Source organism: Corynebacterium sp. LaCa117, assembly GCF_046717765.1.
In the GTDB taxonomy this organism is placed as follows: domain Bacteria; phylum Actinomycetota; class Actinomycetes; order Mycobacteriales; family Mycobacteriaceae; genus Corynebacterium; species Corynebacterium kefirresidentii.
This window is the reverse complement of the sequence record NZ_CP177102.1, coordinates 883384-901652: the sequence shown is the minus strand read 5'-3', so window position 1 is coordinate 901652 and position 18269 is coordinate 883384. Positions and strand designations below refer to the sequence as shown.

Here is an 18269-nt window from a genome sequence, read left to right as displayed (position 1 = left end):
AACTCGAACACGGGAGGACTGTTTGGGGATAGTGGCCAGTTCTACTGGACCAAGTAAATAACGGTGAAGACGCCGATCCACACAACGTCAACGAAGTGCCAGTAGTAAGACACTGCCATTGCGGCGGTCGCCTGCGCCGGCGTGAACTTGGACTTAGCAACGCGCGCCAGGATGATTGCAAAAGAAATCAGACCTGCGGTCACGTGCGCAGCGTGGAAGCCGGTGATGATGTAGAACACCGAACCGAAGACGCTGGACTGCACAGTCACACCTGCGTGAATCAACTCGGTCCACTCGAATGCCATGATGCACAGGAACACAACGCCCAGTACCAGCGTCACGGTGTACCAGAGTCGAAGCTTGTAAACGTCACCCCTTTCTGCGGCAAACACGCCGAACTGAGAGGTCACAGAAGAAGTAATCAGCACTGCCGTAATGAGGAAACCCATGGGCAGGTTGATATGGGCGGTGTGCTCCGCCCAGTCGCCTTCTTGACCGTTTGCTCGCGAGGTGAACCACATCGCGAACAGTCCGGCAAAGAACATCAATTCCTGAGACAGGAACACGATGGTGCCCACACTGACCATATTTGGTCGGTTCAGTGAGGCAGCACGTGGTGCTGTCATACCTTGGTTAGAAACTACGCTCGTCACAGAGGCCATTATGGCTGTTCTGGGCGGCAAAGTCACCTCGATTCCCCCCGTTATCACTATTCATTTTTGATACTTTAGCCAGCAGACGTTCAGCCAGTTCCCCGCGATATTTTTATTTTTTCCGCCGGGAACTTTTTGCCCTGCTTTACGACGCCCCATCGATGCAGGTGACAACACACGACGCCCCACGCTTAGAAACTCCCTAGCGCCCCCACCTCAGAAATTCTGACCTGTAGATGCATTAACAAGTATGCGAGATTGATACTTTCCGGAGAGATAAATCACACCCACCCACCACCCCAAACCCGCAGGTCTACAACTTTCGGTCGACCCCCGCGAAAAGATGCCTCTACGTGGCCGAATAGCACAGACAGTCAGGCAACTTCCTTGTTGGATGTGCGGCCACTACCCCACCTCCTAAAAGTTTTTTGGAATCTAGGGAACTTTTTCGCGGAAAATCCGACAACCGATCGCCAAAGCCCTCCTAGCTTCCATAGCTAGGAGGGCGGAGAAGTTTTAGGCGGGGATTTCTTCAGAGTGAAGAACTAGTGCTTTTCCTTTGGCAGACCGTACTGCAGGGAAAGACCGGTACATGCTGCAATCAGGCAAACAGCGCCGAGAGCGATCAACCAGAAGTAGAGGAAGATGATACCCAGGCCAAGGAGGGCGATAGCACCGGTCATAGCCAGCGGCCAGATGGAACCTGGAGAGAAGAAGCCTAGGATGCCAGCCGCGTCCTCGGTCTCTGCCTCTTCCCAATCCTCTGGCAAGACGTCGCTGCGGTTATCGGTGAAGTGCAGGTAAGCACCGAGCATCATGCACAGCAGGAAGGCAAGGAACATACCCACGATGCCAACCCACTCGGCACCGTACAGATAGCCGTCGTCCTTAACGAAGGTAACGCCGAAGATGTAGACAATCAGCGAGACAAGAAGGTAGGTCGCGATTGAGTAAAAGACTTTCGATGTTGCACGCATTGTGTTGTGTCCTTATCTCTTATGCCGCCGTGTTGACGAAGTTGTCACCATTAGCGGTGTCACGCTCGCCGGAGAACGGGTGGGTGGTAACCGCGTATGGGTCCTGACCGATTTCCTTGAGAGCCTCGGCGTTGGTAGCTTCCGGATTGTTCTCGCGGAACTTCATGTACTTGTTGAAGTCCTCTGGGGATACAACGCGGATTTCGAAGTTCATCATCGAGTGATAGGTACCGCACATCTCGGCACAGCGACCAACGAATGCGCCCTGCTTCTCAATCTTTTCCACCTGGAAGCTACGCTCCTGAGCGTTTGCCTCTGGGTGTGCGTAGACGTCGCGCTTAAACAGGAACTCCGGTACCCAGAATGCGTGGGATACGTCGCCAGAAGCGAGACGGAATTCAATCGCGGTATCGGAAGGAAGAACCAGAACCGGAACCTCTTCGGTAGTACCGACGGTCTCAATCTTGTTGTAGTTCAGGTAGGAAAGGTCGCCCATGGACTTGCCGTGGATTGGGTTCGGGTTATCGATACCCTCTGGGTCGTGAGCAGACTTTTCTGCCTCGGCCTGACGTTCCTTATCAGCACCGTCGTAGTTCTCACCGTTAACGTGGTTCTCCGCGTAACCGAACTTCCAGTTCCACTGGAAAGCGGTGACGTCGACGACGACCTTCGGATCCTTATCCAAGGCGGTAACCTTCTGCTGGGTCTGAACGGTAAAGAAGAACAGGCCCATGATGATGAGGATCGGAACGATGGTCAGAACCATCTCAAGCGGTACGTTGTACTGAATCTGGCGCGGGAACTCGCCCTTGCCATCCTTCTTCGCCTTCTTCGCGCTCCAGCGGAAGATAGCGGTGAGGAACAGGCCCCACATAATAAAACCAACGATCCACGCAGCAACCCAGACCCAAATCCAGAAGTTGTACATGGCCTCTGCCTCAGGGGTAATACCCTTTGGCCAACCGAATCCTAGGAGGTTCTCTACAGCAGTTGGCGCCTGAACGTCACAACCTGCCAGAGCGAGTCCACCCAGGGCAAGTGCGCCAGCTACGCCCGCCTTGCGGGCAAAGGTGCGCTTATTACGCTGTCCCACGTGTGTTCTGCCTTTCTGTCCACACAAAACTTCTCGAATACTCACAGAGCACTCTTACCCAATCAGAATAGAGGAAAATTGCCAGATTCCCAGCCTGTTTAAAGGCATAAAAGGGCACCTAGTGCACTCATTTCATATTCTCCTTCTTGTAGGTTACCGCCCCACCTGCACAATGTTCCAACCGGACCCTAAGGTTCCAACACGGCCATGTGTGTCAATTCACAGCTTGCCCGGGGATACATCAACCGAAAGTTCGCACCCTATCGGGGAAGCTATTTCCAAGGCAGCCAACAGCTTTCCTTAAGCCGTGGCGTGTTCTAGTTTGCACCTCTCGAGCCGTAAAGTGGGTGACTAGCAATAGACGCTTATATTAAGGAGCAATCTTTACATGTGCGGACTTCTTGGCATGCTCGCCGCCACGGGCGACGTAGATAAGTACGTTGACGCGCTAGAACGTTCCCTGCCTTGCATGCGCCACCGCGGCCCAGATGCGGCAGGCACCTGGCACGACGGCGATGCTGCCTTTGGCTTCAATCGCCTGTCCATCATTGACCTAGAACACTCCCACCAGCCCCTTCGCTGGGGCCCGGAGGATCAGCCCGACCGCTACGCCATGACCTTCAACGGCGAAATCTACAACTACGTAGAACTACGGGAAGAGCTCAGGGGCCTCGGCTATACCTTCCATACCGAAGGCGATGGTGAGCCTATCGTGGTGGGCTACCACCACTGGGGCAAGGACGTGGTCAACCACCTGCGCGGCATGTTCGGCATCGTCATCTGGGACACCCACACTAAGACGATGTTTGCTGCCCGCGACCAATTCGGCATCAAGCCGCTGTACTACGCCACCACCGACGCTGGCACTGTCTTTGCCTCCGAGATGAAGTGCATTCTGGAAATGGCAGACGAGATTGGTCTAGAGCTCAACCTTGACCGTCGCGCCATTGAGCATTACGTCGACCTGCAATACGTCCCGGAGCCCGAGTCCCTCCACGCGAATATCCGCCGCGTGGAATCCGGCTGCACTGTTACCCTTCGTCCAGGCGAAGAGGTTGTCTCCGAGCGCTACTTCAAGCCCCGCTTCCCTGTTCAACAGGTAAATCAAGGTGAAGAGCAGCAACTCTTTAACCGGATTGCGGAGGCGCTGGAGGATTCCGTCGCTAAGCACATGCGCGCCGACGTCACCGTAGGCTCCTTCTTGTCGGGCGGCATTGACTCCACCGCTATTGCCACCCTGGCTAAGCGCCACAACCCTGATCTGCTGACTTTCACCACCGGCTTCGAGCGCGAGGGCTACTCTGAGGTCGATGTCGCGGCAGAGTCCGCGGAAGCTATTGGCGTGGAGCACATCGTCAAGATTGTCTCCCCGGAGGAGTATGCCGAGTCCATCCCGAAGATCATGTGGTACCTGGACAATCCGGTAGCTGACCCTTCGCTGGTGCCGCTGTATTTCGTGGCCCAAGAAGCCCGCAAGCACGTCAAGGTTGTTCTTTCCGGTGAGGGTGCGGACGAGCTCTTTGGTGGTTACACCATCTATAAGGAGCCACTGTCCCTCGCCCCCTTTGAGAAGATCCCTTCCCCACTGCGCCGCGGGTTGGGCAAGCTCTCCCAGGTGCTGCCAGAAGGCATGAAGGGCAAGTCTTTGCTCAACCGTGGCTCGATGACCATGGAAGAGCGCTACTATGGCAACGCACGTTCCTTCAATTTTGAGCAGATGCAGCGGGTTATTCCGTGGGCGAAGCGCGAATGGGACCACCGCGAGGTAACCGCTCCCATCTACGCCCAGTCCGAGGGCTTTGACCCGGTCGCACGCATGCAGCACCTGGACCTCTTTACCTGGATGCGCGGTGACATCTTGGTCAAGGCCGATAAGATCAATATGGCCAACTCGCTTGAGCTTCGCGTGCCCTTCTTGGACAAGGAAGTCTTCAAGGTAGCCGAGTCCATCCCTTATGACCTGAAGATTTCCCACGGCACCACCAAGTACGCACTGCGCAAGGCAATGGAGCAGATCGTTCCGGCCCACGTTCTGCACCGCAAGAAGCTGGGCTTCCCCGTGCCGATGCGCCACTGGTTGGCCGGCGACGAGCTCTACGGCTGGGCCCAAGACACCATCAACGAATCCCAGACCGAGGACATCTTCAATAAGAAGGAAGTTCTCGAGATGCTCAAGGAGCACCGCGACGGCGTCTCCGACCACTCCCGCCGTCTGTGGACCGTACTGTCCTTTATGATTTGGCACGGCATCTTTGTGGAAAAGCGCATCGATCCGCAGATCGAGCAGCGCGACTATCCAGTCAAGCTCTAAGAGCCTTCCACACATACACAAGAGGGTGGGTGCCATCGGCACCCACCCTCTTTGCTGTCCTTCTTTTTAGTTGAAGGAATCGCCACAGGCGCAAGAACCGGTGGCATTCGGGTTATCGATGGTAAAACCCTGGGACTCGATGGTGTCAGCGAAGTCAATCTTGGCACCGGTCAGGTAAGGAACGGACATCTTGTCCACGACGAGGTTTACGCCGCCTACCTGGTCGACCTTGTCACCATCCAAGGTGCGATCATCAAAGTAAAGCTGGTAGCGGAGGCCAGCGCAGCCGCCAGGCTGAACGGCAATGCGCAGGGAGAGATCGTCGCGGCCTTCCTGATCAAGCAGCGCCTTTGCCTTAGCGGCTGCTGCTTCAGTCAGAATGACGCCGGTTGCGGAAGCTGGAGCGGTCATCACTTCTCCTCAATAAGTATTGGATTCGTTGCCACTACCCTACCCGGTTAGTTCAGGTGGGAAAAGGTAGCCCATACCTACAACACCATCTGGGCCGGGCCTATTCCCCTATTCGCGCCTAAACCTTGTAGTGTGAGGAGCGTGAAATTCCCGTGGCAAAAAGATGACAAGACCTCCACTGAGCCCGCTCCTGCGCAGGACAAGGCGCAGGAAGAAGTTCAGAAAGAGCCCCAGCGCAAGGGCTATACCCCACCGAAGGGTCGTCCTACGCCAAAGCGCTCCGAGCAAGAGATCGCGCGCGGTGTAAAGCGCGATCCCCATGGCATGTCCGAAGCACAGCGTTACCAGCACCGCAAGGACATGAAGAAGTCCATGAGCAAGGACGAGTGGAAGGAATATAAGAAAAAGGAGCGCCAAGAGCGCCAGCAGGCCAACCGTGAGCAGCAGGCCCGCATGGCTGACGGTGATCCGCGCTTCCTTCCCGCTCGCGATCAGGGCGCAGAACGCGCCTATGTGCGCGATTGGGTAGATGCGCGCCGCAGCTTGAGCAATTGGGTTATGCCAATGGCCCTAGTTCTCATCGTGGTCATGTTCTTGACTTACGCGGTACCAAGCATCGCGACGGTCATTAACGCGGTGGCGATGGTTATCCTCATTATCTTTGCCATCGAGGGCGTCATCTTGGCCCGCCGCTGCAATAATGCCGTGCGTAACAAGTTCCCTGGCACCACTGAAGCCGGCTTTAGCCTGGGCTTTTATGCATATTCTCGCGCCAGCCAGCCCCGCAAGTGGCGCATCCCACGCCCCCGCGTGGAGCTCGGCGCTGACGTTTAAGGAGATGTGCTCATGGCCATTCCGCAGCCCGATTCTCAGGCACGTACCGCACTCGAAGCACAGCTCGCGCCTTATGGGCGCCTGACCGAAGCCGCCCAATGGCTAGCCGCCTGCCAAGGCAGCGCCCCCGCTCAGGAGCCGCAGCGTATACGAGCCATCGTCTTTGCTGAGCAGGAGCCCCATCTACCGGCTCCCGAGACCGCTGCGCGTCGGGCCGGGGCCGGACTGAATGTAGTCACGGTGACGGATCTATCCCAGGCATATGACTTGGGAGCCGCTACCGCAGATGCGGAAATTGATGCCGGTGCGGACCTACTGATTCCCGGCGGCGTGGAAAGCGCCCGCGTCCCCGCCGTGGTCATGGCGACGATGACGCAGACGGAGCCGGTAGTGATCGTCGGCAAGCAGCCCAGCGTGGAAGACTGGAAGCGAGAGGTCTCTGCCATTCGAGATGCTATGTTCCGCGCCCGCAACCTCGAGGGCATGGAGCTCGTAGCCTCCTGCCAGTCTGCAGTGCTGGCCGCTGCGGTGGGGCTCATTACGCGAGCCGCGGAGCGTCGCACGCCCTTGCTTATCGATGCCCCCTTGACCGCCACCGCTGCCCTCCTTGCCGAGCGCGATAACCCTGGGGTGAAAGAGTGGCTCTTTGCCACTACCCTTTCCACCGCTCCTGCCCACGATCTGGCGCTAAGAAAACTGGGCCTCCAGCCACTGCACCGACTGGCAATGGAGCCGGAGCCCACCCTCGGCGCCCTAGCGGCGCTGCCGATGCTACTTACCGGAGTCGAGATCGCCGCAGACGTCTAAGCCGCCGCCTATTTCACTAGGGTATGCAACCAGCCATGGGTATCTTCCACGGCACCGCGCTGAATTCCGGTTAGGCGCTCGCGCAAGGTCATGGTGATCCCGCCTGCTTCATTGCCATTGACCTGGAAATCGGCGGAATCGCCCAGCACGTGGCCCACCGGGGTGATAACCGCGGCAGTACCGCAGGCAAAGGCTTCCGACATTGCGCCGGATTCTGCATCGCGCTGCCATTCCTCGGCCGTAATGCGGCGTTCGGTGACCTTGTAGCCCAGGTCTTGGGCTACTTGCAGCAAGGATTCACGGGTAATGCCAGGCAGCAAGGAACCGGATAGTTCTGGGGTAACAATCTCCACATTCTCGCCGGAGCCATAGACAAACATGAGGTTCATCCCGCCCATTTCTTCGATGTAGCGGCGTTCAATAGCGTCCAACCAGACCACCTGGTCACAGCCCTTTTCATCCGCCTGGGCCTGGGCCAATAGCGAGCCCGCATAGTTGCCCGCAAACTTGGCCGCGCCGGTGCCGCCGGGCGCTGCGCGCACGTAGTCGGTGGACAACCAGACGGATACCGGTTTGATGCCACCGCTGAAGTAGGAACCCGCCGGGGAGGCTATAAGCACGTAGCGGTAGGACTTGGCCGGGTGAACCCCCAAGGAAACCTCGGTGGAGATCATAAAGGGACGCAGATACAACGCCGCTTCTCCACCGGCTTCCGGTACCCAGTCCTTATCTACTTCCACCAACTGGCGCAAAGACTCAATAAACTCCTCCTGCGGCAGCTCCGGCATAGCCAAGCGTTCAGCAGAGTTGATAAACCGCTGGGCATTATGGTCGGGGCGGAAGGTGGCAATGGAATCATCGGGCTGACGATAGGCCTTGATGCCTTCAAAGATTGCCTGCCCGTAGTGGAATACGTTGCTGGCCGGTTCCATTGTCATCGGCCCGTACGGTCTTACCTGAGCATCGTGCCAGCCCTTTTCTTCGGTCCAATCAATGGTGACCATGTGGTCCGTAAAGTGCTTGCCAAAGCCGGGGTTGGCGAGAATTTCGCTCAATTCCTCCGCAGACGTGGGGTTATCGGTCCGAGTAATCGTGTAATCAAGCATGCCCACAATCTACCCCTTTATCTATAGCGAAGCAGGAATAAGTTCACCGCTGCGCGGTACAGTAGAGGGAAGATTGATAAGCCTTTTTATAAAGGAGGACACTATGGCACAAAACGAATTGCCCGCACGCGGTCAATTTCCCAAGCTAAAGCTGGGAAAGAAGGTTCCAAAGAAGGCGGACGCACTACTAATTGCTGCGTTCGAGGGCGAAGGCGGGCTAGAACTGCCGGGCACCGAGTTGCTAGGGGCTGCCGCACTGCACTCCACCTACGAGGCACTGGTGGCCGTAGGGGCTTCCGGTACGGCCGGCGAGGTCACGCGTGTACCGGCTCCGGCTAAGGCTGGCGTAGCCTCCATCATCGCCGTGGGATTGGGCGTAGCAGAAGAAGTAGACGATGAAACGCTGCGCCGCGCTGCAGGCCAGGCCGCCCGCTCCATTAACAAGATTGAACAGGTAGCTACCTCTCTGGGCGATTTTGGCATCGCCCCAGTGGTAGAAGGCATCATCCTCGGCGGCTATAAGTACTCCGGCCTACGCAGCGAATCAGCTACGGCCCCCACCACCTTTACCGTAGTGGCCGAGAAGTCAGCCCAAGAGGAATTTGAAAACGCGAAGATTACCGCTGAATCCGTTCTTCTCGCCCGCGATCTGGTCAATACTCCATCCAACCTGCTCTACCCAGAAAGCTACGCCGCTTTCCTTTCCGCCCAAGCAGCAGAGGCGGGCCTTGAGGTAGAGGTCTTGGATGAAAAGGCCCTCGAAAAGCAGGGCTTTGGCGGCATTCTGGCGGTCGGCCGTGGCTCTGCACGTCCGCCGCGTTTGGTCCGCTTGAGCTGGCGCCCGAAGAAGGCCAAGCGCCACGTCGCGCTGGTGGGCAAGGGCATTACCTTTGATACCGGCGGCATTTCCTTGAAGCCAGGCGCCAAGATGTGGGACATGATTTCCGATATGGGCGGTTCCGCCGCGATGGCCGCTGCCATCATTGCTGCGGCAAAGCTGAACCTCAAGGTGGGTATCACCGCTACCCTGCCACTGGCAGAAAACATGCCGGGCAGCGATGCCACCCGCCCAGGTGACGTCATCACCCACTACGGCGGCATTACCTCCGAGGTGCTCAACACCGATGCGGAAGGTCGCCTCGTACTTGCTGATGCCATTGCGCGCGCCAGCGAGGACAACCCGGACTACCTCATTGAAACGGCTACTCTCACCGGCGCCCAGATGGTTGCTCTAGGTGAGCGGACCGCCGGCGTTATGGGCTCCGAGGAATTCCGTGACCGCATGGCCGAAATCGGCCGCGAGGTGGGCGAAAAGGCTTGGGCCATGCCGCTACTGGAGGAACACGAGGAATCGGTAAAATCCGCCAGCGCCGATATCCGAAACATCAACGCCAAGCGTGAAGGCGGCATGGAATATGCTGCAACGTACCTCCAGCACTTCGTGGGCGAAGGCATCGAATGGGCCCATATCGATGTGGCCGGCCCTTCCTTCAACACCACTGGCGCTTATGGCTACACCCCAAAGATGGGCACCGGCGTACCCACCCGCACGGTGGTAGCAGCACTGCGCGAAATTGCTGAATTAAAGTAGCACCACAGCAGGCTTTATGCGATTAAACTCCTAAAGGCATGAAGCCTGCTCTGATTATCGTTGACGTTCAATATGACTTTTGCCCCGGCGGTGCCTTAGGCACCGAACGAGGCAATGAAGTCGCCGCCAAAATCGCGACTCTGCAACAGGACTATGACACCGTCGTAGCCACGCAGGATTGGCATATAGATCCGGGCTCTCACTTTTCCCAGAGCCCGGATTTTGTTGATTCTTGGCCCGTGCACTGTGTGGCCGAATCCCACGGAGCGGCCATGCATGAGGCTATCGGGCCGGCCCAAGCCTACTTCCGCAAGGGTGAATACACCGCCGCCTATTCCGGATTTGAGGGTGCTGCTAACGGCACCCTGCTTGCTGACTGGTTGCGCGAGCACCACATCGATGCCGTAGACATCGTGGGCATTGCCACCGATCATTGCGTTCGTGCCACCGCTACTGATGCCCTTAAGGAGGGCTTTGCCGTCCGCGTTCTGCGTGACTATTGCTCCCCGGTAGATGAATCTCGCGGTGAGGCGGCGCTGCAAGAGTTAGCCGCTGCCGGCGCCACGATCTGCTAGGCAAAAGAAAACGCCTGCGGCCCTCGAACCGAAAGTGGTCCGAGGGCCGCAGGCGTCTCTCTACAAGGTGTTTCCATGTATCGGCTAAAACAGCCGCCCTCTGGAAACATGAGGGGTTCTCTCTATCTCTCTCGCATGCGCTCTCTCAAACGCATAAATTTAGTATGGGTTACCGATATTGGATACGGGTGGAAAGATCCTGAAAGTTTCCTGTTGACCTAGCAACCACATTCCTTCACCCTCCCACTACGCATCGCTAGGCCTAGACCACATGCGGAAAACCCTGCGCTGGGTGAAGCGATTGTTATACGGTGATCTGCGTCCCCACGGGTGCCCGAGCACGGGCTGAGAGTGCGCTACAGCTGCGTATCTACCGTTCGAACCTGTTTGGTTAATACCTACGAAGGAAGAGAGGAGAGCCTGCTATGACGGCTACCCCAGAAAACCACCCCAAGCATTCCTATTCCCCTATTCGACACAACGGTTTAGAAGTCCCAGAGACCGAAATCCACTTGGACGATTCCCCTCATGCCCCTAACGAGCCCTTCCGCGTTTACCGCACGCGTGGTCCCGAATGCGCACCGGAGCAGGGGCTTCCAGCGTTGCGCACCGAGTGGATTCAAAAACGCGCGGATACCGAAGAATACCAAGGCCGCAACCGAGAGCTCGCTGATGACGGCCGCGCCGCACAGCGCCGCGGTGCTGCCTCCCAAGAATGGAAGGGCTCTAAGCGCCTGCCGCTTAAGGCGAAGGCAGGCCAACGCGTTACGCAGATGCATTATGCCCGCCAGGGAACTATTACCCGAGAAATGGAATTTGTAGCTCTGCGCGAGCATTGCGATGCGGAATTCGTACGTCAGGAGGTCGCTCGCGGCCGCGCGATTATTCCCAATAATGTCAACCACCCCGAGTCCGAGCCCATGATCATTGGCCGCAAATTCCTTACCAAGATTAACGCCAATATCGGCAACTCAGCGGTAACCTCCTCCATCGATGAGGAAGTATCCAAACTGCGCTGGGCTACCCAATGGGGTGCGGATACCGTCATGGACTTGTCTACGGGTGACGACATCCACACCACCCGTGAGTGGATCTTGCGCAACTCCCCGGTTCCCATCGGCACCGTCCCGATTTACCAAGCATTGGAAAAGGTCAATGGCGTAGCGGAGGACCTCACGTGGGAGATCTTCCGTGATACCGTCATCGAGCAATGCGAGCAGGGCGTGGACTATATGACGATTCACGCTGGTGTGCTTTTGGCCTATGTGCCTTTAGCTAGCAATCGCGTGACTGGCATTGTAAGCCGCGGCGGCTCGATTATGGCGGGCTGGTGCTTGGCCCACCACAAAGAATCTTTCCTTTACGAGCACTTTGATGAGTTATGCGAGATTTTTGCGCAATACGATGTTGCATTTTCGCTTGGCGACGGCCTGCGTCCCGGCAGCCTAGCCGATGCGAACGACGCAGCCCAGTTCGCTGAGCTTAAGACGATTGGTGAACTTACCCGCCGGGCTTGGGAGTATGACGTCCAAGTCATGGTGGAAGGCCCTGGGCATGTCCCGCTCAACATGATTCAAGAAAATAACGAGCTCGAGCAGGATTGGGCCTCTGACGCGCCCTTTTATACTCTCGGCCCGCTAGTTACCGATATCGCTCCCGGCTATGACCACATCACTTCTGCTATCGGCGCCGCCCATATCGCTATGGGTGGCACGGCGATGCTGTGCTACGTGACTCCGAAAGAGCACCTAGGCCTCCCCAACCGAGATGACGTAAAAACTGGTGTCATTACCTATAAGATTGCCGCGCACTCCGCGGACGTGGCCAAAGGTCATCCTGGCGCCCGTGCCTGGGATGACGCGATGAGCAAGGCCCGCTTTGAATTCCGCTGGAATGATCAGTTTGCGCTTTCCCTCGATCCGGAAACCGCGCAGGCTTACCATGACGAAACCTTGCCTGCCGAGCCAGCAAAGACCGCCCACTTTTGTTCCATGTGTGGCCCCAAGTTCTGCTCTATGCGCATCAGCCAAGACATTCGGGATATGTTTGGCGGGCAGATGGCCGAGCTAGGCATGCCCACGCTAGGTGAGCAAGTCCGCGAAGCCGTCGACGGCACTGCACCGGAGAAAGGCATGCAAGAAAAGTCTGCCGAATTCCGCCGCCGCGGCTCCCAGGTCTACCTACGTGAAGAGAGCGATCTAGCTTAATTCAGTCCCCGTATCGGGGTTCTCGCCGCGCTCGAACCGGGCGCGGCGTTTTCTTTGTTCTTCCCTTTTACGCAGAATGCGGTTTCGCTCCATGCGTTCACGCATGCGCTGCGGGTAGCCGGTTTCTTCCACGTCATAAATATCGCAGCTCAATAATGCGGCCACCGCGTCGATCCCCTTTGGCCCGCCGATGCGACGGCGGATGAACTCGCCGTTTTCATCGACAACGACAACCGACATCTCGTTGACTACTGTTTCCGGCTCCACAAAGGCCTCTACATACATTCTTCCGGCGGCCCACTGTTGCAAATCCTGCGCGTCTTCCGGGCGGATGGTCTCCCCCGGTCCGCGGGGTGGTCGCAGTGACGATCTGGACTTGTTGCGGCGGAAGGGGTTGAACATAACTCCCTAGCTTACCCGGAAGGAGGGTAGTTACTAACCCCACATCTGCACGAGGGTGAGCATCACACTGTAAGATTGTCGGGTAGCGATAGAACACTTCCAACTTTCGAGGAGTCTTATAACTCATGGCGAACTCCGTTGAGATGCCCGAGCTGGGCGAATCCGTAACCGAAGGCACCATCACCCAGTGGCTCAAGTCCGTCGGCGACACCGTCGAAGTAGACGAGCCTTTGCTCGAGGTCTCCACCGATAAGGTCGACACCGAAATCCCCTCCCCCGTAGCCGGCACCATTATTGAAATTAAGGCTGACGAGGATGACACCATCGAGGTTGGCGAGGTCATTGCCATCATCGGTGACGAGGATGAGGCAGGCTCCGCATCCAACGACTCCTCCGCTGACAAGGGCGAGGAAGAAGCAGAAGAAGCTCAGGAAGAGCCAAAGGCTGACTCCTCTAATGGCGGCTCCGGCGATGCTTCCGACGTGGAAATGCCAGAACTTGGCGAGTCCGTCACCGAAGGCACCATCACCCAGTGGCTCAAGTCCGTCGGCGACACCGTCGAAGTAGACGAGCCTTTGCTCGAGGTCTCCACCGACAAGGTCGACACCGAAATTCCATCCCCAGTAGCAGGCACCCTGGTAGAAATCCTCGCCGACGAAGATGACACCATCGAGGTAGGCGCAGTCATCGCCCGCATCGGTGACGAAAACGCCACCGCATCCTCCTCCGACTCCAAGCCAGAACCACAGGCCGAAGAAAAGGAAGAAAAGAAAGAAGAGCCGAAGGCTGACTCCTCTAATGGCGGCTCCGGCGATGCTTCCGACGTGGAAATGCCAGAACTTGGCGAGTCCGTCACCGAAGGCACCATCACCCAGTGGCTCAAGTCCGTCGGCGACACCGTCGAAGTAGACGAGCCTTTGCTCGAGGTCTCCACCGACAAGGTCGACACCGAAATTCCATCCCCAGTAGCAGGCACCCTGGTAGAAATCCTCGCCGACGAAGATGACACCATCGAGGTAGGCGCAGTCATCGCCCGCATCGGTGACGAAAACGCCACCGCATCCTCCTCCGACTCCAAGCCAGAACCACAGGCCGAAGAAAAGGAAGAAAAGAAAGAAGAGCCGAAGGCAGAGGAAGACAAGAAGCCGGAGCCAAAGGCAGAGGACAAGAAGGAAACCCAGCAGGATTCTTCTCTCAACACCTCCGCGAAGGTCAACAACGGCGACAACGTTCCTTATGTCACCCCACTGGTACGCAAGCTGGCTGATAAGCACGGCGTAGACCTCAACAACGTTGAGGGCACCGGCGTCGGCGGCCGTATCCGTAAGCAGGACGTGCTTGCTGCCGCTGGCGAGGGAGACGCACCTGCCAAGTCCGGTGCACAGTCTGATAACTCCCCACGCGCTCGTTGGTCCACTAAGTCTGTGGATCCGGCCAAGCAGGAGCTTATCGGCACCACCCAGAAGGTTAACCGCATTCGCGAAATCACCGCCTCCAAGATGGTAGAGGCGCTGCAGATTTCCGCACAGCTTACCCACGTGCAGGAAGTCGACATGACTGCCATCTGGGATATGCGCAAGAAGAACAAGCAGGCATTCATCGACAAGCACGGTGCCAACCTGTCCTTCCTGCCATTCATCGTGAAGGCTACCGCTGAGGCCCTAGTCTCCCACCCGAACGTCAATGCGTCTTATAACCCAGAAACCAAGGAGATGACCTACCACGCGGACGTCAACATCGCTATCGCTGTTGATACTCCGAAGGGTCTGCTCACCCCGGTCATCCACAAGGCACAGGACATGACCCTGCCGCAGATCGCGCAGCAGATTGCGGAGCTGGCTGATAAGGCCCGCAATAACAAGCTGAAGCCGAACGATCTGACCGGTGCTACCTTCACCGTGACCAACATCGGTTCCGAGGGCGCCATGCTCGATACCCCGATCTTGGTTCCGCCACAGGCCGGTATTCTGGGTACTGCAGCCATTGAGAAGCGTCCGGTGGTTGTCAACGAAAACGGCCAGGACGCCATCGCCATCCGCCAGATGTGCTACCTGCCATTCACCTACGATCACCAGGTGGTTGACGGTGCGGACGCAGGCCGCTTCATCACCACCATCAAGGATCGCCTGCAGACCGCGGACTTCCAGGCAGACCTCGAAGTCTAAAGGTTCTATCGCCGCTTAAAGCCTTCCAGCCCCACCGCGGGGCTGGAAGGCTTTTGCCATGTCTGGGGTGCCAAGTGGGGGTGATAGATCCACCTTTAGCTGAACCATCCATCCCGTTTTATTCGAGGCTTTTCGCGGGTGATCCCTCTAAGCCCGTGGTGAGCGCCTTAGGAGCCACCTTAGAAAGTGATGCGGTGCATAAAAGTTTCTCAAGGGGGATCGGCTCACCCATTATTAAACATATAATTAGGGCGGTTATAGCCATTGTCCCCCACTAAGGAGTCTCACTGACATGGAATTCATCTCCCGCCACCTAGGGCCGGATTCTACGGAGCAGGCCACCATGCTTGCGAAGGTAGGCTACGACAGCGTGGACGCGCTGGTCGATGCCGCCATTCCCTCCCAGATCCGCGCCGCAGAATTGCCTCAGCTTCCTGAGGCACTCTCGGAAGATGAAGCACAGGCTACGTTGCGGGAGTACGCCAACCAGAACACTGTGCTCAAGCCTTTCTATGGTCAGGGCTTTTCAGATACCCTCACCCCAGCGGTCATCCGCCGCGGTCTACTAGAAGATGCTGGTTGGTATACCGCTTATACGCCGTACCAGCCGGAGATTTCCCAGGGGCGTCTGGAAGCGCTGCTGAATTTCCAGACCATGATTGAATCCCTCACTGGACTACCGATTGCGAATGCCTCTCTCTTGGATGAGGCTTCTGCTGCGGCTGAGGCCGTGGGCCTGATGTCCCGTGCGGTAAAGAAGGGCCGCCGTGTAGTGCTCGATTCCCGCCTGCACCCGCAGGTGCTTACCGTCGCCGCGGAGCGTGCCCGCGCGATTGACCTCGAGGTGGAAATCGTCGACCTGCGCGAAGGCCTCGTGGGCGAGGACCTCATTGGCGCCGTCATTGCCTACACCGGCACCGAGGGCGATATCTTTGATCCCTCTTCCCTCATCGAGGAGCTGCATACCCGCGGCGCGCTAGCCGCTGTGGTCACCGACCCGCTTTCCCTGCTCCTCTTGGAAGGCCCTGGCTCGCTGGGCGCCGATATCGTGCTCGGTTCCTCCCAGCGCTTCGGCGTGCCGCTCTTCTTCGGTGGCCCGCACGCCGCTTATATGGCGGTTACGGAAAAACTCAAGCGGCAGATGCCTGGCCGCATCGTCGGTGTTTCTAAGGACGCGGATGGTCGCCCAGCCTACCGCTTGGCACTGCAGACTCGCGAGCAGCACATTCGCCGCGAGCGCGCCACCTCTAATATCTGTACTGCGCAGGCTTTGCTGGCTAATGTCGCCTCCATGTACGCCGTCTACCACGGTCCGCAAGGCCTCAAGGCTATCGCACAGCGCGTGCATGGGCTTGCCTCCAGCTTCGCCCAATCCGTCAAGGATGCCGGAAAGCAGCTGGTATCTGAAGACTTCTTCGATACTGTCACCGTCGTCGGCGTGGATGCCACCAGCATCAAGGAAAACCTCCAGAAGGAGGGATACCTCGTGCGCGCGATCGGCGAGGACAAGGTATCGGTGTCCTTCGGTGAGTCGGCGACTAAGGAGGACGTCGCCAAGCTCGCCCAAGCCTTCGGCGCTGAGGCGACTGAGGCTGACTTCGACCTGCCTAAGAGCCTGCAGCGCAGCCAGGAACCGCTCCAGCACGAGGTCTTCAACCGCATCCACTCTGAAACCCAGATGTTGCGCTACCTGCGCAAGCTGGCAGATAAGGACTTGGCGCTTGACCGCACCATGATCCCGCTGGGGTCTTGCACCATGAAGCTCAACCCCACCGCCGCCATGGAGCCGATTTCCTGGCCGGAGTTTGCTGGCATCCACCCCTACGCCCCGGAAGAGACAACCGCCGGCTGGCGCGCATTGGTCGAGGAGATTGAAGGTTGGTTGGCCGAGATCACCGGATATGCCAAGGTCTCTATCCAGCCCAACGCCGGATCCCAGGGAGAGTTGGCCGGCCTTTTGGCCATCCGCCGCTACCACGTAGCCAATGGCGATAACGAGCGCGATGTAGTACTCATCCCGGCTTCCGCGCATGGCACAAACGCGGCCTCGGCTACGCTGGCTAACCTGCGCGTTGTGGTGGTAAAGACCGCGGACGACGGCTCTATTGATCTGGCGGATTTGGATGAAAAGATTGCCAAGCATGGCAACCACATCGCCGGTATCATGGTGACCTACCCGTCCACCCACGGCGTCTTTGACCCAGAGGTTCGCGATGTTTGCGATAAGGTTCACGCGGTGGGCGGCCAGGTCTACATTGACGGTGCGAATATGAACGCGCTGACCGGCTGGGCCCGCCCAGGGCAGTTCGGCGGCGATGTGTCCCACCTCAACCTGCACAAGACCTTTACCATTCCGCATGGCGGTGGCGGCCCAGGCGTGGGTCCAGTAGCAGTGGCCGAGCACCTTATCCCGTTCCTGCCCACCAATGCCGCGGATCCGCTGCTGGATGCAACCACTGCTACCCCGGTTGGGCAAGGCGTGCCGATTACCAGTACCAAGTACGGCTCGGCCGGTGTGCTGCCGATTTCCTGGGCATACCTAGCTATGAGCGGCGCGCAGGGACTTGCTCAAGCCTCCGCGCACGCAATTTTGGGCGCAAATTACCTGGCCAAGTCCCTGGAAGATTCCTTCCCTGTGCTCTACACCGGCAATGCTGGCTTAGTGGCCCATGAATGCATCCTGGATCTGCGCGCGCTTACCGACGCCTCTGGGGTCACCGCCGCGGACGTCGCCAAGCGCCTCGTAGACTTTGGCTTCCACGCCCCGACCCTGGCTTTCCCGGTGGCCGGCACCCTCATGGTGGAGCCCACCGAGTCCGAGGACTTGGGCGAGCTGGATCGTTTCATCGAGGCAATGCGCACCATCCGCGCCGAGATCCAGGAAATCATCGACGGCCAGGTGTCCTACGAAGGCTCCGTCATCCACCATGCTCCGTTTACCGCGGAGTCCGTTAGCGCCGATACGTGGGACTTTGTCTTCAGCCGAGAAAAGGCCGCTTGGCCAGTGAAATCCCTGCGCCACAGCTACAAGTACTTCCCGCCGGTGCGCCGCATCGACGAGGCCTATGGTGATCGCAATTTGGTCTGCAGCTGCCCGCCGCCGGAAGCATTCGATATCGACGATTCTGAGGAATAAA

At 57.9% G+C, this 18269-nt stretch carries 14 protein-coding genes and 1 riboswitch; of the genes, 8 read left to right on the top strand and 6 right to left on the bottom strand.

The window, feature by feature from the left end:
- Positions 1 to 41: 41 nt before the first annotated feature.
- The 3 genes from ACLI1L_RS04570 to ACLI1L_RS04560 form a co-directional block, all read right to left on the bottom strand.
- Complete coding sequence (locus tag ACLI1L_RS04570) at positions 42 to 626, bottom strand: heme-copper oxidase subunit III (RefSeq protein WP_193387608.1); 585 nt, start codon at positions 624 to 626, stop codon at positions 42 to 44.
- Between the two features lie 572 nt (positions 627 to 1198).
- Positions 1199 to 1630 carry a cytochrome c oxidase subunit 4 gene (locus tag ACLI1L_RS04565; protein ID WP_049361050.1) on the bottom strand — a complete coding sequence of 144 codons (432 nt, stop codon included), beginning with the start codon at positions 1628 to 1630 and terminating at the stop codon, positions 1199 to 1201.
- Between the two features lie 19 nt (positions 1631 to 1649).
- On the bottom strand, positions 1650 to 2723 hold the full coding sequence (locus tag ACLI1L_RS04560; protein ID WP_049361049.1) for a cytochrome c oxidase subunit II: 1074 nt from the start codon (positions 2721 to 2723) through the stop codon (positions 1650 to 1652).
- 388 nt (positions 2724 to 3111) lie between these two features.
- On the opposite strand from ACLI1L_RS04560, the gene asnB reads away from it, so the two are divergent.
- The gene (gene asnB, locus ACLI1L_RS04555) at positions 3112 to 5034 is read left to right on the top strand and encodes an asparagine synthase (glutamine-hydrolyzing) (protein WP_411708192.1); all 1923 of its coding nucleotides are present in this window, start codon (positions 3112 to 3114) and stop codon (positions 5032 to 5034) included.
- Positions 5035 to 5100: 66 nt separating this feature from the next.
- On the opposite strand, the gene ACLI1L_RS04550 is transcribed toward asnB, so the two are convergent.
- Entirely contained in the window at positions 5101 to 5445 is a 345-nt protein-coding gene (locus ACLI1L_RS04550; protein WP_005324455.1) for a HesB/IscA family protein, read from the bottom strand.
- A gap of 141 nt (positions 5446 to 5586) precedes the next feature.
- Here ACLI1L_RS04550 and ACLI1L_RS04545 point away from each other — a divergent pair, with 141 nt between their 5' ends.
- Together ACLI1L_RS04545 and ACLI1L_RS04540 are read left to right on the top strand one after the other, a co-directional pair.
- Complete coding sequence (locus tag ACLI1L_RS04545) at positions 5587 to 6279, top strand: DUF3043 domain-containing protein (RefSeq protein WP_411708191.1); 693 nt, start codon at positions 5587 to 5589, stop codon at positions 6277 to 6279.
- A gap of 12 nt (positions 6280 to 6291) precedes the next feature.
- The gene (locus ACLI1L_RS04540; protein ID WP_411708190.1) at positions 6292 to 7086 is read left to right on the top strand and encodes a nicotinate-nucleotide--dimethylbenzimidazole phosphoribosyltransferase; all 795 of its coding nucleotides are present in this window, start codon (positions 6292 to 6294) and stop codon (positions 7084 to 7086) included.
- An 8-nt stretch (positions 7087 to 7094) separates the two neighbouring features.
- Here the strand turns inward: ACLI1L_RS04540 and ACLI1L_RS04535 are convergent, their stop codons facing one another.
- Positions 7095 to 8192, bottom strand: a complete 1098-nt coding sequence (locus tag ACLI1L_RS04535; protein ID WP_086587716.1) for a branched-chain amino acid aminotransferase — start codon at positions 8190 to 8192, stop codon at positions 7095 to 7097.
- 103 nt (positions 8193 to 8295) lie between these two features.
- On the opposite strand from ACLI1L_RS04535, the gene ACLI1L_RS04530 reads away from it, so the two are divergent.
- The 3 genes from ACLI1L_RS04530 (at position 8296) to thiC (ending at position 12565) form a co-directional block, all read left to right on the top strand.
- Positions 8296 to 9783, top strand: coding sequence for a leucyl aminopeptidase (locus tag ACLI1L_RS04530; RefSeq protein WP_411708189.1), 1488 nt, complete (start codon positions 8296 to 8298; stop codon positions 9781 to 9783).
- A gap of 38 nt (positions 9784 to 9821) precedes the next feature.
- Positions 9822 to 10358 (top strand): isochorismatase family protein, encoded by a 537-nt coding sequence (locus tag ACLI1L_RS04525; protein WP_411708188.1) that lies wholly within the window; start codon positions 9822 to 9824, stop codon positions 10356 to 10358.
- Between the two features lie 316 nt (positions 10359 to 10674).
- Positions 10675 to 10785, top strand: a riboswitch (TPP riboswitch).
- Positions 10784 to 12565 carry a phosphomethylpyrimidine synthase ThiC gene (gene thiC / locus ACLI1L_RS04520; protein WP_411708187.1) on the top strand — a complete coding sequence of 594 codons (1782 nt, stop codon included), beginning with the start codon at positions 10784 to 10786 and terminating at the stop codon, positions 12563 to 12565. (Overlaps the previous riboswitch by 2 nt.)
- On the opposite strand, the gene ACLI1L_RS04515 is transcribed toward thiC, so the two are convergent.
- A complete protein-coding gene (locus ACLI1L_RS04515; protein WP_411708186.1) occupies positions 12557 to 12967 on the bottom strand; it encodes an oxidoreductase in 411 nt (136 codons plus the stop codon). The two genes, thiC and ACLI1L_RS04515, sit on opposite strands and share 9 nt — an antisense overlap.
- 125 nt (positions 12968 to 13092) lie before the next feature.
- On the opposite strand from ACLI1L_RS04515, the gene sucB reads away from it, so the two are divergent.
- Both sucB and gcvP read left to right on the top strand, forming a co-directional pair.
- A complete protein-coding gene (sucB, locus tag ACLI1L_RS04510; RefSeq protein WP_411708185.1) occupies positions 13093 to 15132 on the top strand; it encodes a 2-oxoglutarate dehydrogenase, E2 component, dihydrolipoamide succinyltransferase in 2040 nt (679 codons plus the stop codon).
- A gap of 292 nt (positions 15133 to 15424) precedes the next feature.
- On the top strand, positions 15425 to 18268 hold the full coding sequence (gene gcvP, locus ACLI1L_RS04505) for an aminomethyl-transferring glycine dehydrogenase (RefSeq protein ID WP_411708184.1): 2844 nt from the start codon (positions 15425 to 15427) through the stop codon (positions 18266 to 18268).
- The last annotated feature ends 1 nt before the right edge of the window (position 18269 follow it).

Excerpts from the sequence above, each read along its gene's own strand:
- ACLI1L_RS04540 (WP_411708190.1), top strand. The coding sequence starts at position 6,292 with ATGGCCATTCCGCAGCCCGATTCTCAGGCACGTACCGCACTCGAAGCA.
- ACLI1L_RS04530 (WP_411708189.1), top strand. The coding sequence starts at position 8,296 with ATGGCACAAAACGAATTGCCCGCACGCGGTCAATTTCCCAAGCTAAAG.
- ACLI1L_RS04535 (WP_086587716.1), bottom strand. The coding sequence starts at position 8,192 with ATGCTTGATTACACGATTACTCGGACCGATAACCCCACGTCTGCGGAG.
- ACLI1L_RS04565 (WP_049361050.1), bottom strand. The coding sequence starts at position 1,630 with ATGCGTGCAACATCGAAAGTCTTTTACTCAATCGCGACCTACCTTCTT.
- sucB (WP_411708185.1), top strand. The coding sequence starts at position 13,093 with ATGGCGAACTCCGTTGAGATGCCCGAGCTGGGCGAATCCGTAACCGAA.
- asnB (WP_411708192.1), top strand. The coding sequence starts at position 3,112 with ATGTGCGGACTTCTTGGCATGCTCGCCGCCACGGGCGACGTAGATAAG.
- ACLI1L_RS04570 (WP_193387608.1), bottom strand. The coding sequence starts at position 626 with ATGACAGCACCACGTGCTGCCTCACTGAACCGACCAAATATGGTCAGT.
- ACLI1L_RS04550 (WP_005324455.1), bottom strand. The coding sequence starts at position 5,445 with ATGACCGCTCCAGCTTCCGCAACCGGCGTCATTCTGACTGAAGCAGCA.
- ACLI1L_RS04515 (WP_411708186.1), bottom strand. The coding sequence starts at position 12,967 with ATGTTCAACCCCTTCCGCCGCAACAAGTCCAGATCGTCACTGCGACCA.
- thiC (WP_411708187.1), top strand. The coding sequence starts at position 10,784 with ATGACGGCTACCCCAGAAAACCACCCCAAGCATTCCTATTCCCCTATT.
- ACLI1L_RS04525 (WP_411708188.1), top strand. The coding sequence starts at position 9,822 with ATGAAGCCTGCTCTGATTATCGTTGACGTTCAATATGACTTTTGCCCC.
- gcvP (WP_411708184.1), top strand. The coding sequence starts at position 15,425 with ATGGAATTCATCTCCCGCCACCTAGGGCCGGATTCTACGGAGCAGGCC.